The following is a 22963-nucleotide window of genomic DNA, read 5'->3' as shown; positions in this document are numbered from 1 at the left end:
GGTCTAATTCAGGGTCTCGAAAGTTGATCAAAGTCGGTCATAAGTAGTCAAAACAGACAAAAAATCGTTGTAAAATCTTAAATTAAGCCATATCAGACAGGAAATGATAAGTTTTGAACAAAAGGTTCGAATCCCTCTTCCTCTGCAAGACAAAATCCTAACTATCTGAAATAATGATAGTTAGGGTTTTTGCTTTTGTTCGGGGTGTATCTATCAACTCCTTTGGTGAACCAAGGGTTGTGCAGTTTCAAATACTTCGGTTCCAGATTTGACAACATGGCATCCGTATGCTTAACTAAAAGATGCAGGGAGCCTTCCAGCAAATTGACATTGGGCCCTAACTATTTTACAGATCTGTTATTTCAGGAATAAGCTATAGAGGCATCCCAGAACTGCGGGATATGCCAAATCAGGACTCTATCATATTTATGCTGGGGCTAAAACTTGATTCAGGAATGGTTATAGGGTATAGTTATGACTTCTGGGTTTCAAATATTGATTCTCTGACCAAAGGGGCACATGAATTATCTATTCGCTATCAATTCCTAATTGGTGAACCAAAGTATAAAGGACAACGTAACCGGATTCTAAAGTGTTTTGATTTTATGATGTAGGTGTTTTTTTTTAAAAGTACTGTCTAACTAGGGCATGCTGAAAAACGCCAGTAATAGCTCAAAAGCTATCATTTTGAATGATTAACCCATTTTTCATACGAACGGTTTTTCAGCAAGTGCAAGCTTATTGATGACAATAGGTCTTTATCCATGCATCAGAAAATGTCAAAATCGATATTTTCAAGCTAGCCTCAGCCATACCATCTTCTACGTTGGCCTCATTCGAGGTATAAGCATACATCTTCACTCGGCCGCCTTGAACCTGGCATACCTGAGACTTTTTCAGCAAGCCCTAACTAATAATGAGAGGTATTATACACTTTTCTCCTCTACAGGGAAAATACCCCCGACTGCTAAGTGATATCAGTTAGAACTCCTCTCTTGACACGAGATGCGCAACTCAATTAGTAATTCCCAGCCTCTGGCTTCCATAAAAGATGGAATCGTTGCCAAACGAATCCATCTTTTATGGAAAATAATGATAGCACATCCAAAGAAACTGTGCTGTGACACTTCTAAATTCGTAAAAAGCCACCTCCCTTTTTTGAATTGTTTATTGCTTAATAACCAACTTTCATTCTTCAATGTCACTAGAATTAAAAAATGCTTAACTCCTCAGTAACTACTTTTGAATATTAAAACAGGTATAAACAAATATACGGTTAATTTATCCACATCTTAATAATTGACACATTACAAGTTAGTGATACATAAATTATGGAAAATAGGAAACTGCCTGATTTATACTTAATATTGTTATTAAGAAATTAGCCTAGTCTACGAATAAAAAAAAATACTTAAAAGTATCAGTATGTTTTTATTCTAGCTTTGAAAAAGAAATAATTTACTCATAATAAGAAATAATCACCCCATTTTTTTTATAATACTACCCAACATTTTTTTTATAGTATACCTTTTTTGGGTTGTATTTATACACTTAACATTTAACTGGATTTGAAGATACATATTAAATTTATGGTCAGCCTTCGATGCAAATTGATTGTTCAGCAGCAGTTGGAAAGGATTGGCATTCAATATTTATCCATAGATCTTGGATTGGTGGAAACCGAAAACTGTATTTCGAGTTGTCAGATTGATGAACTAAGGAAAAGCCTTCAACTTGTTGGTTTAGAAATACTTGATAATAGAAAAAGTATTTTGATCGATAAAATCAAAAATGTGGTCATAGAAATGATTCACTACAATGAAGAATTACCTAAGGTAAATCAGTCTGATTTCATCTGTAAAAAGATAGGTTACGACTACACTTATTTGTCCAATATTTTTTCCGAGGTGGAAGGGATTACTATTCAGCAGTTTATAATAATACACAAAATTGAATTGGTTAAGGAACTGCTACTTTATAATGACCTATCTCTAAAAGAAATTTCTCATAGAATGAACTACAGCAGTGCTTCCCACCTTTCAACGCAGTTTAAAAAAATAACTGGTCTTACCCCAACATTATTTTATCGATTAAAAAAAGGAACATGAATACTTGAAAAGGTCTTTAATCTATTCATTTGCTATATTTTCAACCACCCAACCATTCAGTAAATACAAAAACAACAACACCCTACCAATATTATAAAACTACCTAACAAATAGTTAAAGCTGTTTATTCTAGATAGGGGACTTTTTTAATCAGCCAATCATATCTTCAATACTTTTTCACCACAATTATTTAAAAAAATACAGTTCTGAATATTCAGAACTGTATTTTTTTTAAAAGATCGAATTGATCAGCAACTCTTAGTTACCTGGAGTGATATCTATAATAACCGTACGGTTATAAGCACGCTCCTCAGGAAATTTGTTTTTGAATGGAGAGACTTTTTCATCTTCACCAAATCCATTTACCACAAATTTCACGTCAGTTCTTCCAGCCTTCGACAAGCTTTTTTCAAGAATACCTTTGACATCGTTTGCCCGCGCCAGAGATAATCCCAGGTTGTGTGCTTCCTCTCCAATTGTATCTGTATGACCTTGAATAGTAACTGTACCTCCTTTAGGTATTTTTGGTGCAACAACATCAGTGAGGAATTTCTCATACGACGCAATTGCCTTGGCATCATTGAATTCATAGATAACACTGAATCTATTTCCTTCCGAACTGGTTGGAGGAGTCCAAAGCACCATTTTTACAGGAGTCTCTTTTCTTATTGCTTGGCCATCCTTACTCTGACCCACCATGGTTACTGTATAATCTCCTTCTGGTTTTGTTCCTAAAATCGATTCACCGGCTATACTTACTTTATCTTCAGTATAAGGCCCGAAATTCTGTACATTTCCTTGTGAATCTTTGACTTCCAATGCCCAAGAGCTGAAGGCATCCGCCGCTCCGTCCACATTGAAAGTAACATAACTTTCTTCCGGTGCTACCAATGAAACCGGTTTTAAAGCGGCATCCAAACCACCTTTAAATTCCATTAACAATTCAGGAGAACTGCTTTCAATCGACACCCGACGGTCACCATCAAGGAGAACATCAAGCTCGCGCGTTCCACCTGCCTTTTTGGAAGGTATTCTCGGTTTAGACAACCCTTCTGTAGCAATCCTGGAAGCGTCTATTCCCCATGTGTTAGTCAAATAATTTTTGACTGATTCAGACATGTTTCTCCCTTCCTGAGATCCCTTCTCAGAGGACCCAACCAATTTGATACGAGTTGCAGGATGTTTCACCATACGGTCGCCCAGGATGTTTAGCACATTGTAATAAACCATCAGCTGTCTATTAGCCCGGCCTGAAAGCTCTTTCGGTGCAAAGACATCCAATTGATCTGCTTTGAAATCTACCACCTGATTTTTTTCAAGGGTCACATAACGATTTGGGATGACAGGTGAATCTGCATTAAAGTAAACATAGTTACGAATTGGAAAAGTCTCTATGATGTTTGTTGCTTCAGGATCGTTTTTCGGAGAGTTAACAGCAAATTCAAATACAGGTTCCACAAGTGGAGCCGGTGCCGGAGCTTGAACTACCACTGGAATTTTACGGCCTTTACCAAATTTCAAGGCTGCCCCAACCCGAAGTGTAGTCAAAGTCCATGTTTCAGAAGAACGTGGATTCTGTCCAAAATAGGGCTGGATAGCTACGAATGGAGAAAGCACTGTTTGTATTTTTCTGTTTTGGGATGAAAGCTGGATATCATGTCCTGCTCCTATCTGCATAGAAACCAGTGTTTGATTGGTATTGCTGAATTCCCCATTTACCGCAGGAGTCGGAGCCTGATCCTGGAAATCCGGGTTGATCCCCAACTGGTATGTGAAGGCATTCGTTCTGTTGAAAGCAAACCTTGGACCTGCATACAGATAGAAGTTGTTTTTAAATGGAGCAAAACGAAGGCTTGGCTCAACAGTAAGATAACTTAAATCGGTAGACAAATCTGCCGGACAATTGCAAGGAGTGGTGATCTGGTCGAAGGTGCTTTTTCTACTGTCAAATCCCCCCTGAAGCATCATTCCAAATCTCGATCCGGGACGATGATATTCAATTACTGGACCAAGAAACAACCCGACTCCATTTCCATGATTGAAACCTGCGGGAACAGTTAAACTTGAATTTAATTGTTGGGTAAGTCCTTGATTGAAATTAAGATTCGCACCTGCCGCAGCACCAAATTTCCAAGCCGGTCTGGAGTACTGAACTTCTTGTGCTTGAAGCGTGAATTGAGTTCCTGCTCCTAATATCATAGCGCCGACAATCAGGGCTTTGACCTGGAGGATATTAGGGGACCACGCAGTGCGTGATCCTTTATTATTATATGTTGTTGATTTCATGTGTTTATTTTTTGTTTTTCAATGGTTCCATGGACTTCGCCGTGATTCATCCACATTCGGGTGCGACAGCTTTCCATGCTCATTTCATTGTTTTTGAATTAAGGTTTTACAATGGTGTTTGTATTTGTCATAACCACTGCTCCATTGATGACAAGCATTCTACCTACGATCTCTGCATTGGAATTCATAGTGATAGAAGTTAAGGCTAATACATTCCCTTTGAATTTGGTGTTGTCTCCAATGGTAGCTGAACTACCTACTTGCCAGAAAATATTTTTGGCTTGAGCCCCTCCACTTAGGATAATATCCCCACCTGCTCCACCAACAGTGGTGAAGCCTGAAGCAATCTGGAAAATCCAAACCGCGTTGGGATCACCCTGAGCATCCAATGTCAGATCACCTGCTTGGATTAATAGGGTAGAATTGCTTTTGTAAATTCCCGGTGCGAGTGTTTTACCACCTTGATCACCTGCTACTGTAGCAGGGGCCGGAGAAGTAGCTCCTTCGGCAAACAAATAAGCTTCGGTTAGATCACTTTTTGCTTTTATTAGCATTGCCGCAACACCTGCAGGAGAGGCATCATCAGCTGCATAGATCGCTCCGTTTACAATAGTTGCAGGTGGAAATCCGGTTACAGAAGAACGTGCACCGGGAGTAATTCCTACATCCAAATTCCGGATTACGCTGAATCCTGCATTATTACTGATGCCAGTGGCAGCGAATATCCCAAATCTTCCGGCAGTTTTAAGATCTACAAAATAGGCAGACTGCTGGGCCAGGGTTTTGAAAGTCCACACATAATCGTCAGCCAAACCGGTTCCCGCCAGATTCTGTGCACCTGTAGTAATAGTACCGGTGTAAGTAAGGTTTGGAGAAAGAGGATCATTTGGAGTAAATGAAGCTGTAGTTCCACTATAAGTTACAGATCCATTGATGGTATTTGCTCCTTGCTTAAGCGTAAAGGTTGTTCCTGAAATCGTCGCAGGATTCATTGGCTCACTGAAAGTCGCTTTGACCACTTTGTCAAGTGCTATGTTTGACGCGTTGTTTTGCGGGTCGGTAGATAACACTTTTGGAGCGACAGCAGCAGGTGTGGTAAATGTCCAAACATAATTACTTGCCAATGCGGTACCTGAAGAATCCTTAGCACCTGTGGTGATGGTGGCGGTATAGACAAGGCCAGGCATCAACGGAATATTTGGCACAAAGGACGCAGTGGTACCAGCATAAGTGACCGTACCCGCGATAGCTGCATTACCTTGTTTCAGGGTGAAAGTTGTTCCCGTGATTGTGGCAGGATCCATCGCTTTACTGAAAACGGCTTTGACAGTCTTGTTCAAGGCCACGTTTGTCGCTGTGTTTACAGGATCTGTAGAAGTTACAGTCGGAGCAACTACTGCAGCTGCTGTAGTAAATGTCCAAACATGGTTGCTTGCCAATGCTGTACCTGATGAATTCTTCGCACCTGTAGTGATAGTACCAGTATAGACCAATCCAGCCAACAAGGGATTGTTTGGCACAAAAGAGGCCGTTGTGCCTGTATATGTTACCGTACCTGCAACTGCTGTATTACCTTGTTTCACAGTGAATGTTGCTCCTGTTATTGTAGCAGGATTCATTGCTTCACTGAAAACAGCTTTGATAGTCTTGTTCAATGCTACGTTTGTCGCATTGCTTACAGGATCTGTAGAAGTTACAGTCGGCGCCATTACTGCAGCAGCTGTAGTAAATGTCCAAACATAGTTGCTTGCCAATGGTGTACCTGATGCATTCTTCGCACCATTAGTGATAGTACCGGTATAGACCAGGCCAACCGACAGAGGATTGGTTGGTACAAAAGAGGCCGTTGTGCCTGTATATGTTACTGTACCCGCAACTGCTGTGTTACCTTGTTTTAATGTAAATGTTGCTGCTGTTAATGTAGCAGGGTTCATCGCTTCACTGAATACGGCTTTGACAGTCTTGTTCAATGCCACATTTGTCGCATTGTTTACAGGATCTGTAGAAGTTACAGTTGGAGCAACTGGTGCATTAGCAGCTGCTGTAGTGAATGTCCAAACATAGTTGCTTGCCAAAGCTGTACCTGATGCATTTTTTGCACCGGTAGTAATGGTAGCGGTATAGACAAGGCTAGGCGAAAGGGGATTGTTTGGTACAAAAGAGGCCGTTGTGCCTGTATAAGTTACCGTACCCGCCACTGCTGCATTCCCTTGTTTCAGGGTGAATGTTGCTCCCGTAAGTGTAGCAGGATTCATGGCTGCACTGAAAACGGCTTTAACAGTCTTGTTCAATGCCACATTTGTCGCGTTGTTTACAGGATCTGTAGAAGTTACAGTCGGAGCAACTACTGAAGCAGCCGCTGTAGTAAATTTCCAAACATGATTGCTTGCCAAGGCTGTACCTGATGCATTTTTTGCACCGGTAGTTATAGTACCAGTATAAACCAGGCCAGCCGACAGGGGATTGGTTGGCACAAAAGAGGCCGTTGTGCCTGCATAAGTTACCGTACCTACAACGGCTGTATTACCTTGTTTCAGGGTGAATGTTGCTCCTGTTAGGGTAGTAGGGTTCATCGATTCACTGAAAACGGCTTTGATGGTCTTGTCAATAGCTACGTTTGTCGCGTTGTTTGTTGGATCTGTTGAAGTTACCGTCGGAGCAACTACTGCGGCGGCTGTAGTAAATGTCCAAACATAGTTGCTTGCCAAGGCAATGCCTAAAGTATTCTTAGCACCTGTACTGATCATACCAGTATAAACAAGGTTGGGAGAAAAAGCAGTGTTCGGAGTGAACGAAGCAGACGTTCCGGAATAGGTTACTTTTCCTGCTATTGCCGTATTTCCTTGCTTCACCGTGAATGTTGATCCAGATATTGTAGTTAGCCCCATCGTTTCACTGAAAACCACCTTGATTCCTGTATTGACTGAAACATTCGTTGCCTTGTCAGCAGGATCTGTTGAGACAACCGTCGGTGCAGCGCCTGTATTAAATGTCCAGGTATATTCAGTTGCAAGAGGAATTCCATCTGCATTTACCGCTTCAACACTAATTGTACCTGTGTAGGTAGTTTCAGGCAATAGATCGATTGAAGGAATAAATGTGGCTATGCTGTCAAGGTAGCTTACCTCCCCTTCTATTGAAGTTGTGTCGGTTTGTATGGTAAAAGAAGACACATTGATTGTTAAAGGGTCCATTTCAGCACTGAATTTTGCAGTAATGGATTTATTAAGTGCAATTCCTGTTGATAGATTCACAGGATTTGTAGCCGTCACTGTAGGTGCTGCACCGGTGGTGAAAGTCCATATATAAGGTGTTTGCAATGCATTCCCCATTAAATCCTTCACAATCGGTTCTACTCGACCTGTATATGTTGTGTTAGGGTCAAGAGGAGCATCCGGGAGAAAACTCATGGTATTGTTTGATGCATCATAAGTCAAAGCCCCGGGAACATCACTTTGAGTTTCGCCAGCTGTATTAACGACTCTCAAACTAAAGGATCCATCTGTAATAGAAGATGGATTCATTTCATCATTGAAGGTCACCGCAATGACCTTGTTCAGCTGTACTCCTATTGCTTCATCATCAGGATTTGTAGATTCTACCTCCGGACAAATCCCCAGCATTTCGTCAAATGTATCTTGACAACTTCCGAAGATTATTGTAATAGATAAGGCAACCAAAATGGTTTGCCAAAATCTTTTTTTTGTACTTTCTGTTTTCATATAACTTAAATTTTATTTTTTAATTATTATGCTGGGTGATCATTTTCTATTCCTCAAGACAAATCCGGTAGGAAGGCGATAAATACAGGCTCAAACCTATTAAATAACAAATTTTGATATTGGTAATACAAAATATGTAACTGGTAAAGAGTTGGGTTTTACGTATCCTAGCAAACATTTTTTGAGGTTTACTGTAACAAAGATGATGGTGCTAATTCTCGAAAAAATTATATTAAAAAAGAAAAGGCTTATATAATTCACTGATTTTGAAAGCTCAAAAAAAGCTTGTTTTTAGGACGATTTAATGAAAAAATATTCATTGCTTACACTCAATTCACAGCCATTTGAAATCAACTTGGATGCAAGTTTATTTCTGATGAGATGAAAAAATGCATATCCTCTATTTGTCAGTAGTCTTGGTTTTTCTTGGAAGAAAAATGGCTAGTATACATAAGTCAGAGGTACTCAACATTACTATCTGATCTAGTTCTTAATCAGGATATTTTTTAAATCTCTTTCCAAGATGTTTTAAACTTTTACTATGAATAGATCATAAATGAAATTATTCTTCTGTATCATGAATTATTTGATTTCCTTCGAATCAAATTGAAGGCACAAGTCAAAAAGAATTCGTTAAAATCTAAGCTTTTTCTTAAGATGATCGTATTTAATTACTCCGGTTTTTGTTCAAAAAAAGTAGATACATGATGAAACTTATTCTTCTCTATCTTATTCCTATTCTACTCTTTTATGGGATAATCACCGAACCTTCGTTTGCCCAAGATAAAATCGAGCGGGAATTTGGAATAAAGGAAAATGAAGTACCCAAAGAGGCAAGAGACTGGCTATATGATGCTTTCGAATCTACCAGGAAGATCAAGTGGTATAAGGAAGTATTCGAATCGGGTTTTTCCTATGAGGCTAAGTTTAAGCTAAAAGGTGAATTTTACAGCGTTGAATTTGATTCCTTAGGAAGAATAGAGGATGTAGAAATTGAAATGGATTTTGAAAAGCTTCCTGCAGATCTTCAAAATGGTTTGAAGGTCTATCTTTCTACAAATTATAAAAGTTCGGATATCAAACGTGTTCAAATCCAATATTCTGGAGAACCTGATGATTTGGAAGATTTTTTTGATGAAAATAGTCAAGAGGGAATCATAACCCGCTATGAAATAGAATTTATAGGTCCTGATGAGACCGGAGGTTCTCAACTTTGGGAGGGCTTATTTGCCTCAGATGGGCAACTCATCCAGAAGCGTAAAATAATCGTGTCACCTAGCGAAAACCTTATTTTTTAAGATGATAAGATTTTACCTAAGCATTTTCTTATTGCTTATGAGTTTTGCTAATGCCCTTAGTCAAGATCATCAGTTCTTTTCGGGCCTCTTTCCTGAAGCTACACTTACCAAGAAATTAAAGAATGATCAAAAGATAATTTTCAAAATTGAGCATCAGAATGTTGTCTATAACAATGCTATAGAGCAACGGGAAGATTTGCAGTTTACCCATTACAGAACGGACTTGATGAGCTTTTATGATGTCAAGCTAAACCCTACAAAAAGTATTGCCTTTGGAGTATTTCACAGGATCCAGGAGGGAGCCAATGCCAATCGGATCATTCAGCAATTTGCTTCAGTAAATAGACTGAGAGGAATGAAACTGGCACATCGAATTAGGACAGACCAGACGTTCACCAAGGGTGAGTCGGCAGAAATCAGGCTTCGGTACCGCATAGCAACTGAGATTCCGCTTGCGGGTAGCACCTTGGACCCGAGCGAGCATTATTTGGTCTTATCCAATGAGCCAATTTTCAGCCTTCAGGAAGGAGAGTTTGAAATCGAAAATCGCTTGGTTTTCTCCTTAGGTAAATTGATCACTTCTAGTCAAAAACTGGAATGGGGTATCGATTACCGCATGGATAAGTTTATTCAGGAAGGTTTCCGGACTCGGCTATGGGCAAAGATCGGGTACTTTTATAGTTTTTAAGTTACACGCTTAAATGTCATGGGGTTAGCCGTACTACTAATCACTTATTAAGCGATGAACGATAATTTATCTCAAAACCAATCGTTTGCCTTAACTAGCATTAACAATTCCCCGGCAAGAAATTAAAACGACTTACAAAAGGAATTCCGGTCAACTGAACATTAAACCAATATCCTATATTTCAGTATATTATCTTATATTATCACTTCAGTTTAAGCTGAAAACAGTTGACTCAGATCGTTTTCCGCTCGCTAAAAAAAGCAGGGAGATCAGCCAGAAAAGAATTCATTTTGCTTAATATTGAGATTAAATTACTTTTCAAATAACACCATGGGAAAAATCATTGCCATAGCCAATCAAAAAGGCGGAGTAGGCAAAACTACCACAGCGATGAACCTGGCTGCTAGTTTGGCTGTCTTGGAATTTAAGACCCTGGTAATTGACGCTGATCCTCAGGCTAATACGACCTCTGGGCTGGGTCATGATCCCAAATCCATCAACACCAGTATCTACGAGTGCATGGTGGATGGTATTGATGTAAAAGAGATCATCCACCATACAGAATTGGAATATCTGGATTTGGTACCATCACATATCGACCTGGTCGGTGCTGAGGTGGAAATGATCAATCTGGATAATCGGGAAGAGAAGATGAAAGAGGTAATTCGTGATCTTAAAGATTTGTACGATTTCATCATTATCGATTGTTCTCCTTCCTTAGGACTAATTACAATCAATGCTCTTACGGCTGCTAATTCTGTGATCATCCCTGTTCAATGTGAATATTTTGCATTAGAAGGATTGGGCAAATTATTGAATACCATAAAAATAATTCAAACCAGGCTCAACCCTGATTTGGAGATCGAAGGCATTTTACTTACCATGTATGATGTCAGACTTCGCCTTTCTAATCAGGTGGTCGAAGAAGTTAGGCTACATTTCAAGAATATGGTTTTCGAAACCATCATTCCTCGCAACGTAAGACTCAGTGAGGCACCTAGTTTTGGTTTACCTGCTATTTCCTTTGATGCTGATGGCAAAGGTGCTGTTGCATATCTTAATCTTGCAGGCGAAATCGCACAGAAGAATGACCTGCAAAAAGTGACCAAATAACTATGTCAGACCAAAAACCGAATCGAAAAAAAAGTGCCTTGGGAAGAGGTCTTGGAGCTTTGCTCGAGGATAGCCCCTCTAAGCACAAATCTGATGATATTTTACCCGAGGTAGTTAAAACCGGGATTTTCGAAATCCCTCTTGAACAAATCCAGGTCAATCCATTCCAGCCTCGTGTACATTTTGACAAGGATGCTTTAGCAGAACTTGCAGAATCCATCAAGGTTCAAGGCATCATTCAGCCTATCACAGTTAGACGACTTGATACAAATGAATATCAGCTAATCTCTGGAGAACGTAGGTATCAAGCTTCGAAAATCGCAGGTTTAACTCAAATCCCATCCTACGTCCGCACTGCCAACGATCAGCAAATGCTGGAAATGGCACTCATCGAAAACATTCAGCGTGAAAATCTAAATGCACTAGAAATCGCTCAATCCTATCAGCGATTACTTGCAGAATGTGACTTAAAGCAGGAAGAATTAGGAGATCGGGTTGGAAAAAACAGAACTACAGTAAATAATTACTTGCGACTTCTCAAGCTCCCTCCTACCATACAAGGTGCCATACGGGATCAGCAGCTGTCCATGGGTCATGCCCGCGCATTGATCAATGTAGAAGATGTGGATATGCAACTCTCAATATTCAAAAAAGCCGTAGAGGAAGAATTGAGTGTGCGAAAAGTGGAAGCTTTGGTAAAGGCTCTGAATGAAGGAAAGCCTGAGAAGCCATCTGCTCAAGAACTTGATCCTGTTAGAAAATATGAAATCAACAAGCTCCAGCAGCGACTTGCCTCTCATTTTGGAACTAAAGTGGCATTGAAGTCAAATCCGAAAAATAAAGGTGAAATTAAAATACCTTTCAACTCTGCATCTGATTTGAATCGGATTCTAGAAATTCTGGAAATCATCTAACCTTGAAGCTCTTAGTTTCTCATAACATATTACTTAACAAGGCCCCACTTATACTAGTGGGTCTTTTGCTTTTCTGTTTTAGTCTGAGCAACACATTATTTGCTCAGGAAGCAGAAGAACCGGAGACTTCACAATCGGAGCCTGATTATTCATTACTTCCCAAAAACCCCAAAAAAGCCACCATACTTTCTGCTATTTTGCCCGGCGCAGGCCAAGTATATAATGGTAAATCGTGGAAAGTCCCTCTAATTTATGGAGGACTTATTACGGATATTTATTTCATTGATTTTAACAATCGCCGCTATCAAGTATTCAAACAAGCACTTGCTGATTTTGATGACGAATTGCCAAATGATTTCCCCAGCTTAAATCGTGATGGCTTAGTGCGAAATGTGAACTATTGGAGAAAAAACCGTGATCTTTGCTACCTAGTCCTATTAGGGATTTATGCACTGAATTTAATAGATGCGAATGTGGACGCACATCTTTCGGGCTTTGATGTATCCGATGAAATCGCATTGAAACTTGAACCTCACTACGAAAGATTTTCTTCCAACAATACTTCTATGGGGCTTTCTATAAAACTCAACTTTTAAACATGAATATTTTACTTCTAGGCTACGGAAAAATGGGCCAGCTGATCGGTCAGTTAGCAGAATCCCAAGGTCATAGCATTGCAGCAAAAATCAACATAGACAACCTTGATGAATTATATTCACTAGACTCCACTACTATTGATGTGGCGATAGAATTCAGTCAACCTGAAGCAGCTGTTGATAATATAAAATGGGCGATTGAGAGAGGCATTCCTATTGTCTCTGGCACCACAGGATGGTTGGCTCAAAAGCCAGAAATAGAACAACTGACCCTTACTAAAAATGGGGCATTTTTCTATGCTTCGAATTACAGTATTGGTGTCAACATCTTTTTTAAAGTCAATGAGTTCTTAGCTAAGCTTATGAATGAAACTACTGGCTATAAAAGCTCCGTGAAAGAGATTCACCATACCGCTAAAAAAGACGCACCATCAGGAACAGCCATCACATTGGCCGAAGGTATTATCAAAAATATAAATGAACTGAATAACTGGAACCTGTCCGAAGGTGCGAGCGAAAATGAACATTCTCTCCCAATCACTTCCAAGCGAATAGATCCAGCTCCAGGCACGCATATTATTCGCTACTCGTCTGAAATCGACGATATTGAAATCACTCACACAGCCCATAGCAGGCAAGGGTTTGCTCTTGGTGCAATTTTGGTGGCCGAGTGGATTCAAGGAAAGAAAGGTGTGCTTTCCATGGATGATTTTCTATCTTTCTGAACTTAAAAACCAATCATGAGTAAGTCAACTAAAAAAAAATCTGCCGCCAGAGAATGGGGTGATGCCTTGATTTTTGCAGTAGTAGCAGCCAGTTTAATCCGATGGTTACTATTGGAGCCTTTCACAATCCCCACAGCGTCAATGGAAAAGTCACTTTTGGTAGGCGATTTTCTTTTCGTGAGCAAGATGCATTACGGAACCAGATTTCCAATGACACCATTGCAAGTACCCCTTACTCATCAGAAAGTATGGGGCACAGAAATCCCCTCCTATTCAGACGCCATTCAAATCCCTTATTACAGACTTCCTGGTTTCTCAAACGTAGAGAGAAATGACGTTGTCGTATTCAACTACCCAGTTGAATTCCAATACCCAACTGATCTAAAAACCAATTATATCAAGCGCGCAATTGGAATTTCGGGAGATGTAATAGAAGTAAGGAATGGAGATGTTTATGTGAATAACGAACTCGCTCCAAAACCTGAAGAGATGCAGTATTCATATGATGTGATTACTAATCGACCACTTACAGAGGATTTCTTCAATCAATATGAGATTAATCGGGACAGTCATTTGACATTTAGTGATGGCTCAGGCTACTTAGTTTTCGCTACTGAAGAAGTGATCAATAGATTAGAATCATCCCCTGTGGTAACTTCTGTGACTAAGCGTATCCAGAAAAGCGGTGGAGAGTCAGGTGTTTTTCCTGATGGAATGACCTTGGGCTGGAACCGTGACAACTACGGTCCACTTAAAATCCCTGCGGAAGGGTGGACGATCGAAATGACAAATGAAAATGTCATGAAATACAGTTTCACCATTGAAAAATATGAAGGCCTTGAAAATGTAGAAGTAAAAGAAGGGCAACTCTTCATCGATGGTGAAAAGGTAGACAGTTATACTTTCAAACAGAATTATTACTTCATGATGGGTGATAATCGTCACGATTCACTGGATTCCCGATACTGGGGTTTTGTACCAGAAGATCATATCGTAGGCAAAGCTTGGTTCCTATGGCTTTCACTGGACAAGCATGAATCTATGTTCAGCAAGATCCGCTGGAGCAGAATATTTAGAGGAATAAATTAAGCCTTAAGCCCTGGAAATTTCAGGGCTTTTTTTTACCCTTATTTAGCATTCTCTGCAACTATCCATAGAGATGGATAACTGCATACTTTCCACCTCAAATTTTCTACCCAGCTCTTTATTTTCACTCCACCAAATCCTGAATGTTACTTTTACCAGTCAATAGGCTTAATGCCGTTGTTGACTAAGTATTCATTAGCTTTTGAAAAGTGTTTGCATCCAAAAAACCCACGATAAGAAGAAAGTGGACTTGGATGAGGGGCTTTCAAAATCAAGTGTTTAGTAGTATCAATCAGAATTGATTTCTTTTGCGCATAAGCTCCCCAAAGCAAAAAAACCACATTTTCACGCTGATCACTGATCGTCCGGATCACACCATCGGTAAATTCTTCCCATCCTTTTTTTTGATGAGAACCAGCTTGATGAGCTCTTACAGTTAGGGTGGCATTCAGAAGAAATACACCTTGATCTGCCAAGCGGGTAAGGTCACCATTAGGTGGCAGAGGCTTACCTAAGTCAGATTCTATTTCTTTAAAAATATTAATAAGGCTTGGAGGAAAAGGCACTTCTGGCTTCACGGAAAATGCCAAACCATGAGCTTGACCTGGTCCATGATAAGGATCCTGACCAAGTATGACCACTTTTACAGAATCTATAGGACAATGATTGAACGCATTGAAAATTTCTTTGCCTGGAGGGAAAACCTTTACTGAAGCATACTCGTCTCTCACAAATGCAACTAGGTCTCTAAAAAACTTTTGGTCGAACAATTGCTTTAGCGTATTTCTCCAGCTTGGTTCTATTTTGACTTCCATCAGTGTTTATTGATATTAAAACTATAAATTGTACCTTTACGGAGTTTTTAAATCGTTTTATACATGGTAAATGCAGTTACATCTGGGATTCAGGTAAGTGTTGAAGTCACCTATCAATCCGAATTTTCAAGTCCTCATCAGCACCATTTCGTATTTACGTACAAGGTAACTATTGAAAACAAAAGCAACCAAACTGTGCAGCTTTTGCGCAGAAGATGGGAAATATCTGATGCTGCAGAAGTCAAAAAAATAGTTGAAGGGGATGGTGTCGTTGGACAACAACCAATTTTGGAACCTGGAGATTCTCATAGCTACGTTTCTGGATGCAATTTAAAATCCGGCCTCGGTAAGATGACTGGTGTTTACTTCATGGAAAAACTTTTTGATGGAAGTAATTTTGAAGTGGTTATTCCAGAATTTAATATGATCGCTAGTTACCTCCATAACTAATTTGCTGAATAAAATTCACCCAATTTTATCCTACTTGTCTTACTGGCTAAAAAAAGAAGACAAATACTCGCTACAGTCTCCATTACTATTCAACACCTATCAAAATCTTCTCAGCTTTATTAAAACCAGAAAAGATGCAGATTTGGAAATTGAAAGCTATAGAAAAAACCTTCTTTCTTCTGATCAAGTAATTGAAGTGGAAGATTTTGGGGCAGGATCAAAAAGCGTAAACAGCGCTAAAAGAAGAGTATCTGACATCACCAAATTCAGCACCAGTAATCGGAAATTCGCCCAACTCTATCAGTTTTTCACCACTCTCACTCCAGCAGAAACAGTTATTGAATTGGGCACGTGTATGGGGATAAGCAGCAGATATCTATCTAAAGTCACCCAAGGAAAATTTTACACCTTTGAAGGCTCCAAAGAAATAGCAAGAGTTGCTCAGCCTAGTCAAGGTTTTGATAATCTAACCAGTATAGTTGGAGAGCTGAGTGAAACCCTCCCAATTATTCTCGCTACGCTAGAAAAGGTGGATTTTGCTTTGATAGATGCTACTCATACCTATGAAGGTACTTTGCGGTATTTTGAGCAAATCGTATCAAAAACCCATTCCAGGTCCATAATTGCAATAGGAGACATTCATTGGTCACAAGAAATGGAAATGGCTTGGCAGAAAATAAAAAGCAAGTCCGAAGTCAGGCTTAGCTTAGATTTTTACGAATGCGGAATCGTATTTTTCACTTATCCAGGAGACAAGGCGGACTATATCTTAGATTTTTGAATTCTTTAGGATCATAAACACCTCCGACCCAAATCGCTCAGGAATTGAATTGTAACATGGAGCTAGCGTTTTTATCTCAAAATATTTTTCAAAGAGTATTCTATACACTTGCGCCTTTCCCCCAAACGGAGGTCCATCAAAGTCGAATTCCCTGTCAAACCAAACTCCAGCCAATTTACCTCCCGGCTTTATCAGACTTTTCATTTTCCTCGCATAATCCTCTCTGAGCTTCGGGTCAAGGGCACAAAAGAACGTTTGTTCCAAAATCAAATCATAGGAACCTTCATGTTCAAAGAAATTCTGATGATGAATATGCTCAATGGGAAAGTCCATATTCAAGGAGTGAAACCGTTCCAATGGTTCTTTGGAAAAATCTAGAAAATGGACACCATAAAAGCCCGATTGCCAAGCATATACAGCTTCATACCCTGAGCCAGCGCCTGGAATCAGGAGTTGTATCTGCTTATTTTCAATTTGGTCCAAATATTGCATAAGAGGGGGAGAAGCATAACCTATATCCCAACCAGTTTTACCTAAAGAATACTTTTCAGTCCAATAATTTTCATCTAAAAAAGCCATTATAACGCCATATTCTTATGAACACTGAATTTGAAAAAAACTCGCCCGAAAAGAAAGATCAAGGTAAAAACATTATCATAATTGTCTTGGTACTCTTAGTAATAATAAGTGGAATCAAACTTTACACGGATTATGTAGATCGAACTAAAAAGTCAGAGGAGATTCTATTGCTCTCTACTGAGAACAACGATTTGAACAAACGTCTAGATTCTGTCACCTACCAGCTAGATCTGAGGATTCAAGAAATCGAAAAACTTGGAGGAGATGTGAAGGCACTCGAAGAAGTACGTGATCAGTTGATAGTGGAGAGAAATACCTCAAGACAAAGAAGTACTTCAGAAATAGTGGCGCTGAATGAGAAAATTAAAAGCTACAATTCGATGATTGTAGAGAAAGATCAAGAGATTCTGGAACTACGGGCTTTGAACCAACAGCTTTTTACGGAAAATCAAGATCTAAAAACCACACAAGCTGAAATAGAGGAAGAAGTTGCACAGCTGAATATTCAAAAGGAAGACCTTCAGGCCAAAGTGAATGTAGCTTCTATGCTGAAAGCTGAAAATATTGAAATAGCTGCGGTCAATTCTAAAGGTAAGGAACGTGTGGAAACCACTAAAGACTTTAAAAACCGACAGATCGAACGAATCAAAGTAAGCTTCAATCTAGCGGATAACAAAGTGGCCGAAAAAGGCCCAAGAAATATTTATGTCCAGGTTTTGGCACCAAATGAACAGCCGATCTTTGATGTGGCAAAGGGATCTGGCACCTTTATGATGAATGGAGCTGAGAAATTCTATACAGTAAAACAAGACGTTATTTTTGACAACACAGAGCAGGAGTTAACCTTCTTCTATGAGAAGGGCTCAGATTACGCTTCAGGCATACATCAAGTCAAGATCTACGTAGACAATTATGAAGTCGGCTCGAAGACTTTCACAGTAAAATAATCAAGGCCTCCTTCGGGAGGTTTTTTTTGGTATTTCTCCTACTTCGACTTTGCTATCCATTTGGAATACAGCAAGATTTCCCCTACTTTTGCATCCTGTTTATTAAATTCCTTAAACACATTAAAAAAATGTTCCAAAGAAATTACGAGACGGTATTCATTTTAACTCCCGTTTTATCTGATGTTCAGATGAAGGATACTGTCGACAAGTTTGTGAACTTGTTAAAAGAACTGGGGGCAGACGTTATTAATGTGGAAAATTGGGGTCTTAAGAAAATGGCTTATACCATTGAGAAAAAGACTACAGGATTCTACGTTATGGTTGAATTCAAGGCCGATCCTACGCTCATCCGCAAATTCGAAGTAGAATTTAGAAGAGATGAGAAAGTGATGAGATTCTTGACTACTGTTTTGGATAAGCATTCAATTGTTTATGCCGAAAGAAGAAGAAAAGGAGAATTTAACAAAAAAGTTGAAGCTAAGGAGGAAGCCACAAAATGACACTAGTAAACGAGCCAATCAATAGAGGCGAAATCAGAAAAAAGTATTGCCGATTCAAGAAGCATGGCATCAAGTACATTGACTACAAGGATCCTAATTTCTTGTTGAAGTTTGTCAATGAGCAAGGTAAAATTCTTCCTAGAAGACTTACCGGTAACTCTGCGAAATTTCAGAGAAAAGTGGCCCAGGCCATCAAAAAAGCAAGACATTTGGCGTTGTTGCCATTCGTAACCGATGGGTTGAAATAATTCGGTCTTGTATCGTCCAATCACAAAAGATCATTACAAATGGAAATCATACTAAAAACAGACATCAAAGGTCTTGGCTATAAGAATGACTTGGTAGCTGTAAAGCCAGGGTACGGAAGAAACTACCTGATCCCTCAGGGTTTCGCTGTACTTGCTACAGGCTCTAACAAGAAAATTCTTGCTGAGAATATCAAGCAAGCTGCTCACAAAGCAGAAAAGATTAAAACTGAAGCTCAGAATATCGCTGAAAAACTTGAAGCTCTTACTTTGGAGATCAAAGCGAAAATCGGTGAATCAGGTAAAATCTTCGGTAAAGTAACTACTCTTCAGATTGCTGACGCATTAGCAGCTCAAGGTATCGACATCGACAGAAAGAAAATCTCTATCAATACGCCAGTAGATGGCGCTGGAGAATTTGCTGCTGAAGTCGATCTTCACAGAGAAGTGAAAACCAACGTAAAATTCAACGTGTCAGGAGAATAATCCTTCCACACTGATAAAAATCAAAAAACCCCGATCATTTCGGGGTTTTTTTATGCTTAACTCAATGCTTTTTCAAGGCTTTCTACCAGTTTCTTAGAAACCGCCTTACTATTTTTCTCTCTAGCCTCTTTGAACACGGCTAGTGCCTCCTTACTTTTTTCGATCACACCTTCAGGATTTTGATCATTTTGGTAGCTCACCCAACACCAAGAAAGCTCCGCAGATAGCGTGTCTGCTGATTTCAATTTTCCCAATTTCTCTATTACTTCAGGAACTATCTTCTCTAATTTCTCAACTTGCATGGTAAATAATGTTTTAAAAGTTTTTCAATATTTTGACAAAAATGAATAAACATTTCCAATTAAGCAATATAAACGCCTCACTGTTAACAATATCACAATATACAGGGGTGATACTTTCGTTTCTTGAAATAGAAAAATGATTCTGAATTAACATAGCAGCATGAATCCTCAACTTAAAGAAGCATTATTTTCAGCTGATTCAAAGGCAATTAGCTGAAAAACTCAAAAATGTTTAAGAGCTAGTTTGGAAAAAAAGAAGCAAGACTCTACATTTGTGACACTTTAAGAGATACCCACGGGGATCTTAAGTAAAACTGGCTTATGGTGTAACTGGCAACACGTCTGATTTTGGTTCAGAAGAGTCCAGGTTCGAGCCCTGGTAAGCCAACTGAAAATTAAAAAACCGCTGACATCAGCGGTTTTTTTTATGACCATATTTTACTTCTTCTTAAGACCTGCTTGCCTCTAATACCTGAATCAGCTTCTCAATATCCTCGGCTGTATTAAACACGTTCACTGACACCCGCAAATTCCCTCCACGGGTGGAAACAAAAATCTTGTTTGCCTGAAGATTGTTCATCAAAAGTTCATCATCAATATCCTCTGGAAGTTTTAGCGTAAAAAGATGAGGTGAAGTATACTGCTCCTCTTCAATCACTACGTCACGACTTTTTAAATACTCATATAGTGGTATGGTTAGTTTTTCGCAATAGCTGGCTATTTCCAAAACAGTCCATTCATTAATCTGTTTCAGCGCTTCATTCAGCATAGGCAAAAGAATAAAATTACTCATCTCCCCTACATTGTAGCGTCCGGAATCCTCTGTGTACTCATGGTCGTATTTGGTCAAATTTCCAAAATCCTGCGAATTGGTACGGTTCATCCAAGATTCCTCCAATGGCTTCCCGCCGTCAAAAGCATGACCGAAATAGGAAATTCCCATTCCGTATGGACCAAAAAGACATTTGTAACTTGCACAGATCAAGGCATCAATTTTATATCGCTTTACATCCATCTCAGCAGCACCTGTGGATTGAGTCCCATCCACAATAAAAAGCGCTCCCACGGTTTTACATTTCTGCCCTATACTCTCCAGGTCGAATTTCAATCCATTCATCCAGTGTATGGAAGACATCAGCACCACCGCAGTTTCTGAAGTAATACTATCTAATAAGTTATTATTCCAGCTTTCTCCGGGTGTTGGCGCGCCTTTATCCGATCCTATCACTTTAAGTAAGGCGTGATTCTTATCACACCAAGATTTTAGTGAAAAATACCCACTTGGAAACTCATCTTCCAACACGATCGCATGCTGTCCAGGATCACATGAAATATTACCTAAAGCAGTAGCAAAGCCATAAGACGTTGACGGTATCAATGCTACTTGCAGCGGATCACAATTTACCAACTCAGCAAATCGTGCTTTAACTTCTTTGGGTAATGAAAAAAAATCTTCCTGTCCTATATGAAAAGGATTTCTCGCTCGTACGAGCGCTGCTAGGGCTGCTTCTTCCGCAGACTTTAACAGCGGGGATTTCGAGCCGCAATTGAGGTAATGAACAGCCGAGTCAAGACTAAATAGGTGTTTTTGAGAATCCATAGACTATGGTTTAGTTCAATGTATGAAGTACTCCACTATTGATTGAACATCACTTCATACTAACACACGTAATCTATAAGCGTTCATTGCATATTTCCCTAGATGCTCTGTAAGACGATAATTTGCAATCGCCCCCACACCGGCACCTACAATTGGGATAAGCTGAGCAAGTTTCGCAAGATCTATATAATCTCTATAATCGAGCTGAAAAGTCTTCCAATCAAATTCCTTAAGATCATTAGGTAAGGTCTCCCTATGCTGCTCCCAGTTTTCCACAAGCCCAATCAATTCATTCCTTCTTTGCTGACTGGAAAAACTAAGTTGAAAAACATACAAGAGAAACAGTCGCTCATGAAAATTCTTGGTATCAAAACCATAGAGCGCTGCGATATCAAAAAGCATTTTCATCTTGATCGTCAGAAAAGCAGGGAAATCCGCAAATCCCATAAGAATACCTCCAGCCCCAGTTATTGCCCCTTCGACAGAAGCTGTATTACGATACCAATTAATCCTACTTCTTACTTTGAACTCCCGTTGCTTAAATGATAAACTTTCATGCGGCTTTGGAACAATCCAGCTCGAACCAGTGATAACTGCTTTGACCATGTTTTCTATTGCCATGGTGATCGCCTTATGAACCTTATCTGGAATCCAGCTATTGATTTTATTCTGAACACCGTGGGTAAGCCGTCCTCCAAGACTGGGCTTTTTTTTCATTTTATACTGCCAAAGTGCAAGCTCAGCATGGGCATAATGTAAATAGGCTTCCATAAATCAGTTTAGTTTACGATACTATCAAACGGATTTCTGATCAATGGTTACGAAGCTCAACTTATTTGCTGAATCATTCATCAAATCCTGGTCGAATAAATTGAGCATAGTTTGGAACCAAAGCAGCCAGGAGTTTTCTGGATTTATCCAAAAGAACCAATAAATTCAAAATCGAATCCTGCTCGGCTCCCATTGCGTCAAGCAGTATTTTCCAAGCCTGCATACTTCGTTCAATTGATATCATCGCGATCTTCGCAGACCCGTTATAACTTTTCTCCTCTTCAGGATACTCTTCCCAAAAGTCATCTGAAAGGTCGTTAAGCACTCTTTTTGATTTCACATGGATGAAAAACAAATACCATTGAATCACTTCAAGAGCCTCTTCAATTTTAGCAACTTGATTATTCACCTCAGATACTTGCCTCATTCCCAAATCTACTTGCTGGGTTAATTCTTCACAATATTCTTTTAATTTGGACGACTCAATCCAATCTTTTCCCTCAAACAAATACTGACTAGTAATTATACTCAAGGGATGCTCATCCAGCCTTTTATCCTTTTCTTCTAACGAAGTATCAGCCTCACTATCCTTTGCGATTTGTGCCAAGTCAATACCATGCTCCTCAGCAATCAAATGAAGCATATCCAACGTCTCCTTGAAATTCTCAGATAATGCATTCCAAAAGTCTTCCGGTTCTTTCAAATCTCTTTCTTTCTCCCTCTCAAAAACTCTACATCTCGCAGTAAAAGCACAGCGCTCACACCATCGATCGCACCAATTATATATTCCTGAGATAAAAGTTGAGTTAATGTTTTCCATGATTTATTAAATGAAAAGATTCGAAAAATGCATACGTTTAAGATAAAAAAGTTTCCTGATTTATTCCCCCGAAACCAGGAAACAAACCAAGTCCAGCTTCTAGAGAAGAAAATCATCTTAGACGCCGTTCG

Annotated in this window: 22 protein-coding genes, 1 tRNA gene and 1 pseudogene; 16 read left to right on the top strand and 8 right to left on the bottom strand. The window is 39.4% G+C overall.

Annotated elements, in window-relative coordinates; all coding sequences use genetic code 11:
• Positions 1-356 precede the first annotated feature (356 nt).
• Together SYJ56_RS04460 and SYJ56_RS04455 are read left to right on the top strand one after the other, a co-directional pair.
• A pseudogene (locus tag SYJ56_RS04460) lies at positions 357-614 on the top strand (type IX secretion system membrane protein PorP/SprF); the annotation flags it as partial.
• Between the two features lie 996 nt (positions 615-1610).
• On the top strand, positions 1611-2108 hold the full coding sequence (locus tag SYJ56_RS04455) for a helix-turn-helix domain-containing protein (RefSeq protein ID WP_323832430.1): 498 nt from the start codon (positions 1611-1613) through the stop codon (positions 2106-2108).
• 258 nt (positions 2109-2366) lie between these two features.
• On the opposite strand, the gene SYJ56_RS04450 is transcribed toward SYJ56_RS04455, so the two are convergent.
• Both SYJ56_RS04450 and SYJ56_RS04445 read right to left on the bottom strand, forming a co-directional pair.
• Complete coding sequence (locus tag SYJ56_RS04450) at positions 2367-4394, bottom strand: OmpA family protein (RefSeq protein ID WP_323832429.1); 2028 nt, start codon at positions 4392-4394, stop codon at positions 2367-2369.
• A 98-nt stretch (positions 4395-4492) separates the two neighbouring features.
• Complete coding sequence (locus SYJ56_RS04445) at positions 4493-8116, bottom strand: Ig-like domain-containing protein (RefSeq protein WP_323832428.1); 3624 nt, start codon at positions 8114-8116, stop codon at positions 4493-4495.
• Between the two features lie 704 nt (positions 8117-8820).
• On the opposite strand from SYJ56_RS04445, the gene SYJ56_RS04440 reads away from it, so the two are divergent.
• The 7 genes from SYJ56_RS04440 to lepB all read left to right on the top strand — a co-directional run bounded on the left by SYJ56_RS04440 (position 8821) and on the right by lepB (position 14539).
• Positions 8821-9414, top strand: a complete 594-nt coding sequence (locus SYJ56_RS04440; protein WP_323832427.1) for a hypothetical protein — start codon at positions 8821-8823, stop codon at positions 9412-9414.
• Between the two features lies 1 nt (position 9415).
• On the top strand, positions 9416-10102 hold the full coding sequence (locus tag SYJ56_RS04435) for a DUF2490 domain-containing protein (protein WP_323832426.1): 687 nt from the start codon (positions 9416-9418) through the stop codon (positions 10100-10102).
• A 330-nt stretch (positions 10103-10432) separates the two neighbouring features.
• The gene (locus tag SYJ56_RS04430) at positions 10433-11215 is read left to right on the top strand and encodes a ParA family protein (protein ID WP_323832425.1); all 783 of its coding nucleotides are present in this window, start codon (positions 10433-10435) and stop codon (positions 11213-11215) included.
• Positions 11216-11217: 2 nt separating this feature from the next.
• A complete protein-coding gene (locus SYJ56_RS04425; RefSeq protein ID WP_323832424.1) occupies positions 11218-12129 on the top strand; it encodes a ParB/RepB/Spo0J family partition protein in 912 nt (303 codons plus the stop codon).
• A 2-nt stretch (positions 12130-12131) separates the two neighbouring features.
• Positions 12132-12725, top strand: a complete 594-nt coding sequence (locus SYJ56_RS04420) for a DUF5683 domain-containing protein (protein WP_323832423.1) — start codon at positions 12132-12134, stop codon at positions 12723-12725.
• A gap of 2 nt (positions 12726-12727) precedes the next feature.
• Positions 12728-13450 (top strand): 4-hydroxy-tetrahydrodipicolinate reductase, encoded by a 723-nt coding sequence (gene dapB, locus SYJ56_RS04415; RefSeq protein WP_323832422.1) that lies wholly within the window; start codon positions 12728-12730, stop codon positions 13448-13450.
• A 15-nt stretch (positions 13451-13465) separates the two neighbouring features.
• The gene (lepB, locus tag SYJ56_RS04410; RefSeq protein WP_323832421.1) at positions 13466-14539 is read left to right on the top strand and encodes a signal peptidase I; all 1074 of its coding nucleotides are present in this window, start codon (positions 13466-13468) and stop codon (positions 14537-14539) included.
• Positions 14540-14688: 149 nt separating this feature from the next.
• On the opposite strand, the gene ung is transcribed toward lepB, so the two are convergent.
• Positions 14689-15351: a uracil-DNA glycosylase gene (gene ung / locus SYJ56_RS04405; protein ID WP_323832420.1), complete on the bottom strand. Its 663-nt coding sequence runs from the start codon at positions 15349-15351 to the stop codon at positions 14689-14691.
• Between the two features lie 63 nt (positions 15352-15414).
• On the opposite strand from ung, the gene apaG reads away from it, so the two are divergent.
• Positions 15415-15801, top strand: a complete 387-nt coding sequence (gene apaG / locus SYJ56_RS04400) for a Co2+/Mg2+ efflux protein ApaG (protein ID WP_323832419.1) — start codon at positions 15415-15417, stop codon at positions 15799-15801.
• A gap of 34 nt (positions 15802-15835) precedes the next feature.
• The gene (locus tag SYJ56_RS04395; RefSeq protein WP_323832418.1) at positions 15836-16582 is read left to right on the top strand and encodes an O-methyltransferase; all 747 of its coding nucleotides are present in this window, start codon (positions 15836-15838) and stop codon (positions 16580-16582) included.
• Here SYJ56_RS04395 and SYJ56_RS04390 read toward each other — a convergent pair.
• On the bottom strand, positions 16571-17161 hold the full coding sequence (locus SYJ56_RS04390; RefSeq protein WP_323832417.1) for a methyltransferase domain-containing protein: 591 nt from the start codon (positions 17159-17161) through the stop codon (positions 16571-16573). The genes SYJ56_RS04395 and SYJ56_RS04390 overlap by 12 nt on opposite strands.
• 17 nt (positions 17162-17178) lie before the next feature.
• Here SYJ56_RS04390 and SYJ56_RS04385 point away from each other — a divergent pair, with 17 nt between their 5' ends.
• The 4 genes from SYJ56_RS04385 to rplI all read left to right on the top strand — a co-directional run bounded on the left by SYJ56_RS04385 (position 17179) and on the right by rplI (position 19339).
• Positions 17179-18108: a hypothetical protein gene (locus tag SYJ56_RS04385; protein WP_323832416.1), complete on the top strand. Its 930-nt coding sequence runs from the start codon at positions 17179-17181 to the stop codon at positions 18106-18108.
• A 128-nt stretch (positions 18109-18236) separates the two neighbouring features.
• Complete coding sequence (gene rpsF / locus SYJ56_RS04380) at positions 18237-18608, top strand: 30S ribosomal protein S6 (protein WP_091695017.1); 372 nt, start codon at positions 18237-18239, stop codon at positions 18606-18608.
• Positions 18605-18856, top strand: coding sequence for a 30S ribosomal protein S18 (gene rpsR, locus SYJ56_RS04375; RefSeq protein WP_057937597.1), 252 nt, complete (start codon positions 18605-18607; stop codon positions 18854-18856). Before rpsF ends, rpsR begins: the two co-directional genes overlap by 4 nt.
• Positions 18857-18895: 39 nt before the next feature.
• A complete protein-coding gene (rplI, locus tag SYJ56_RS04370; protein ID WP_091695020.1) occupies positions 18896-19339 on the top strand; it encodes a 50S ribosomal protein L9 in 444 nt (147 codons plus the stop codon).
• A gap of 56 nt (positions 19340-19395) precedes the next feature.
• Here rplI and SYJ56_RS04365 read toward each other — a convergent pair whose 3' ends face one another.
• Positions 19396-19641 (bottom strand): hypothetical protein, encoded by a 246-nt coding sequence (locus tag SYJ56_RS04365; RefSeq protein ID WP_323832415.1) that lies wholly within the window; start codon positions 19639-19641, stop codon positions 19396-19398.
• Between the two features lie 315 nt (positions 19642-19956).
• Here SYJ56_RS04365 and SYJ56_RS04360 point away from each other — a divergent pair.
• Positions 19957-20029: transfer RNA gene (locus SYJ56_RS04360), tRNA-Gln, on the top strand.
• 60 nt (positions 20030-20089) lie between these two features.
• On the opposite strand, the gene SYJ56_RS04355 is transcribed toward SYJ56_RS04360, so the two are convergent.
• From SYJ56_RS04355 to SYJ56_RS04345, 3 genes are all read right to left on the bottom strand, one after another.
• Positions 20090-21241: an aminotransferase class V-fold PLP-dependent enzyme gene (locus SYJ56_RS04355; RefSeq protein WP_323832414.1), complete on the bottom strand. Its 1152-nt coding sequence runs from the start codon at positions 21239-21241 to the stop codon at positions 20090-20092.
• 54 nt (positions 21242-21295) lie between these two features.
• On the bottom strand, positions 21296-22012 hold the full coding sequence (locus tag SYJ56_RS04350) for an EcsC family protein (RefSeq protein WP_323832413.1): 717 nt from the start codon (positions 22010-22012) through the stop codon (positions 21296-21298).
• A gap of 73 nt (positions 22013-22085) precedes the next feature.
• Positions 22086-22832 (bottom strand): hypothetical protein, encoded by a 747-nt coding sequence (locus SYJ56_RS04345; protein WP_323832412.1) that lies wholly within the window; start codon positions 22830-22832, stop codon positions 22086-22088.
• Between the last annotated feature and the right edge of the window lie 131 nt (positions 22833-22963).

It is taken from the genome of Algoriphagus aurantiacus (genome assembly GCF_035156405.1).
Taxonomy (GTDB): domain Bacteria; phylum Bacteroidota; class Bacteroidia; order Cytophagales; family Cyclobacteriaceae; genus Algoriphagus; species Algoriphagus aurantiacus.
The sequence above is the reverse complement of the archived record's forward strand: the minus strand, read 5'-3'. Positions and strand labels throughout refer to the sequence as shown.

What these genes read in the sequence shown, in the direction of transcription:
- SYJ56_RS04450 (WP_323832429.1), bottom strand. Translation starts at nt 4,394, where the DNA reads ATGAAATCAACAACATATAATAATAAAGGATCACGCACTGCGTGGTCC.
- SYJ56_RS04445 (WP_323832428.1), bottom strand. Translation starts at nt 8,116, where the DNA reads ATGAAAACAGAAAGTACAAAAAAAAGATTTTGGCAAACCATTTTGGTT.
- SYJ56_RS04440 (WP_323832427.1), top strand. Translation starts at nt 8,821, where the DNA reads ATGATGAAACTTATTCTTCTCTATCTTATTCCTATTCTACTCTTTTAT.
- SYJ56_RS04435 (WP_323832426.1), top strand. Translation starts at nt 9,416, where the DNA reads ATGATAAGATTTTACCTAAGCATTTTCTTATTGCTTATGAGTTTTGCT.
- SYJ56_RS04430 (WP_323832425.1), top strand. Translation starts at nt 10,433, where the DNA reads ATGGGAAAAATCATTGCCATAGCCAATCAAAAAGGCGGAGTAGGCAAA.
- SYJ56_RS04425 (WP_323832424.1), top strand. Translation starts at nt 11,218, where the DNA reads ATGTCAGACCAAAAACCGAATCGAAAAAAAAGTGCCTTGGGAAGAGGT.
- dapB (WP_323832422.1), top strand. Translation starts at nt 12,728, where the DNA reads ATGAATATTTTACTTCTAGGCTACGGAAAAATGGGCCAGCTGATCGGT.
- lepB (WP_323832421.1), top strand. Translation starts at nt 13,466, where the DNA reads ATGAGTAAGTCAACTAAAAAAAAATCTGCCGCCAGAGAATGGGGTGAT.
- ung (WP_323832420.1), bottom strand. Translation starts at nt 15,351, where the DNA reads ATGGAAGTCAAAATAGAACCAAGCTGGAGAAATACGCTAAAGCAATTG.
- apaG (WP_323832419.1), top strand. Translation starts at nt 15,415, where the DNA reads ATGGTAAATGCAGTTACATCTGGGATTCAGGTAAGTGTTGAAGTCACC.
- SYJ56_RS04390 (WP_323832417.1), bottom strand. Translation starts at nt 17,161, where the DNA reads ATGGCTTTTTTAGATGAAAATTATTGGACTGAAAAGTATTCTTTAGGT.
- SYJ56_RS04385 (WP_323832416.1), top strand. Translation starts at nt 17,179, where the DNA reads ATGAACACTGAATTTGAAAAAAACTCGCCCGAAAAGAAAGATCAAGGT.
- rpsF (WP_091695017.1), top strand. Translation starts at nt 18,237, where the DNA reads ATGTTCCAAAGAAATTACGAGACGGTATTCATTTTAACTCCCGTTTTA.
- rpsR (WP_057937597.1), top strand. Translation starts at nt 18,605, where the DNA reads ATGACACTAGTAAACGAGCCAATCAATAGAGGCGAAATCAGAAAAAAG.
- rplI (WP_091695020.1), top strand. Translation starts at nt 18,896, where the DNA reads ATGGAAATCATACTAAAAACAGACATCAAAGGTCTTGGCTATAAGAAT.
- SYJ56_RS04365 (WP_323832415.1), bottom strand. Translation starts at nt 19,641, where the DNA reads ATGCAAGTTGAGAAATTAGAGAAGATAGTTCCTGAAGTAATAGAGAAA.
- SYJ56_RS04355 (WP_323832414.1), bottom strand. Translation starts at nt 21,241, where the DNA reads ATGGATTCTCAAAAACACCTATTTAGTCTTGACTCGGCTGTTCATTAC.
- SYJ56_RS04350 (WP_323832413.1), bottom strand. Translation starts at nt 22,012, where the DNA reads ATGGAAGCCTATTTACATTATGCCCATGCTGAGCTTGCACTTTGGCAG.
- SYJ56_RS04345 (WP_323832412.1), bottom strand. Translation starts at nt 22,832, where the DNA reads ATGGAAAACATTAACTCAACTTTTATCTCAGGAATATATAATTGGTGC.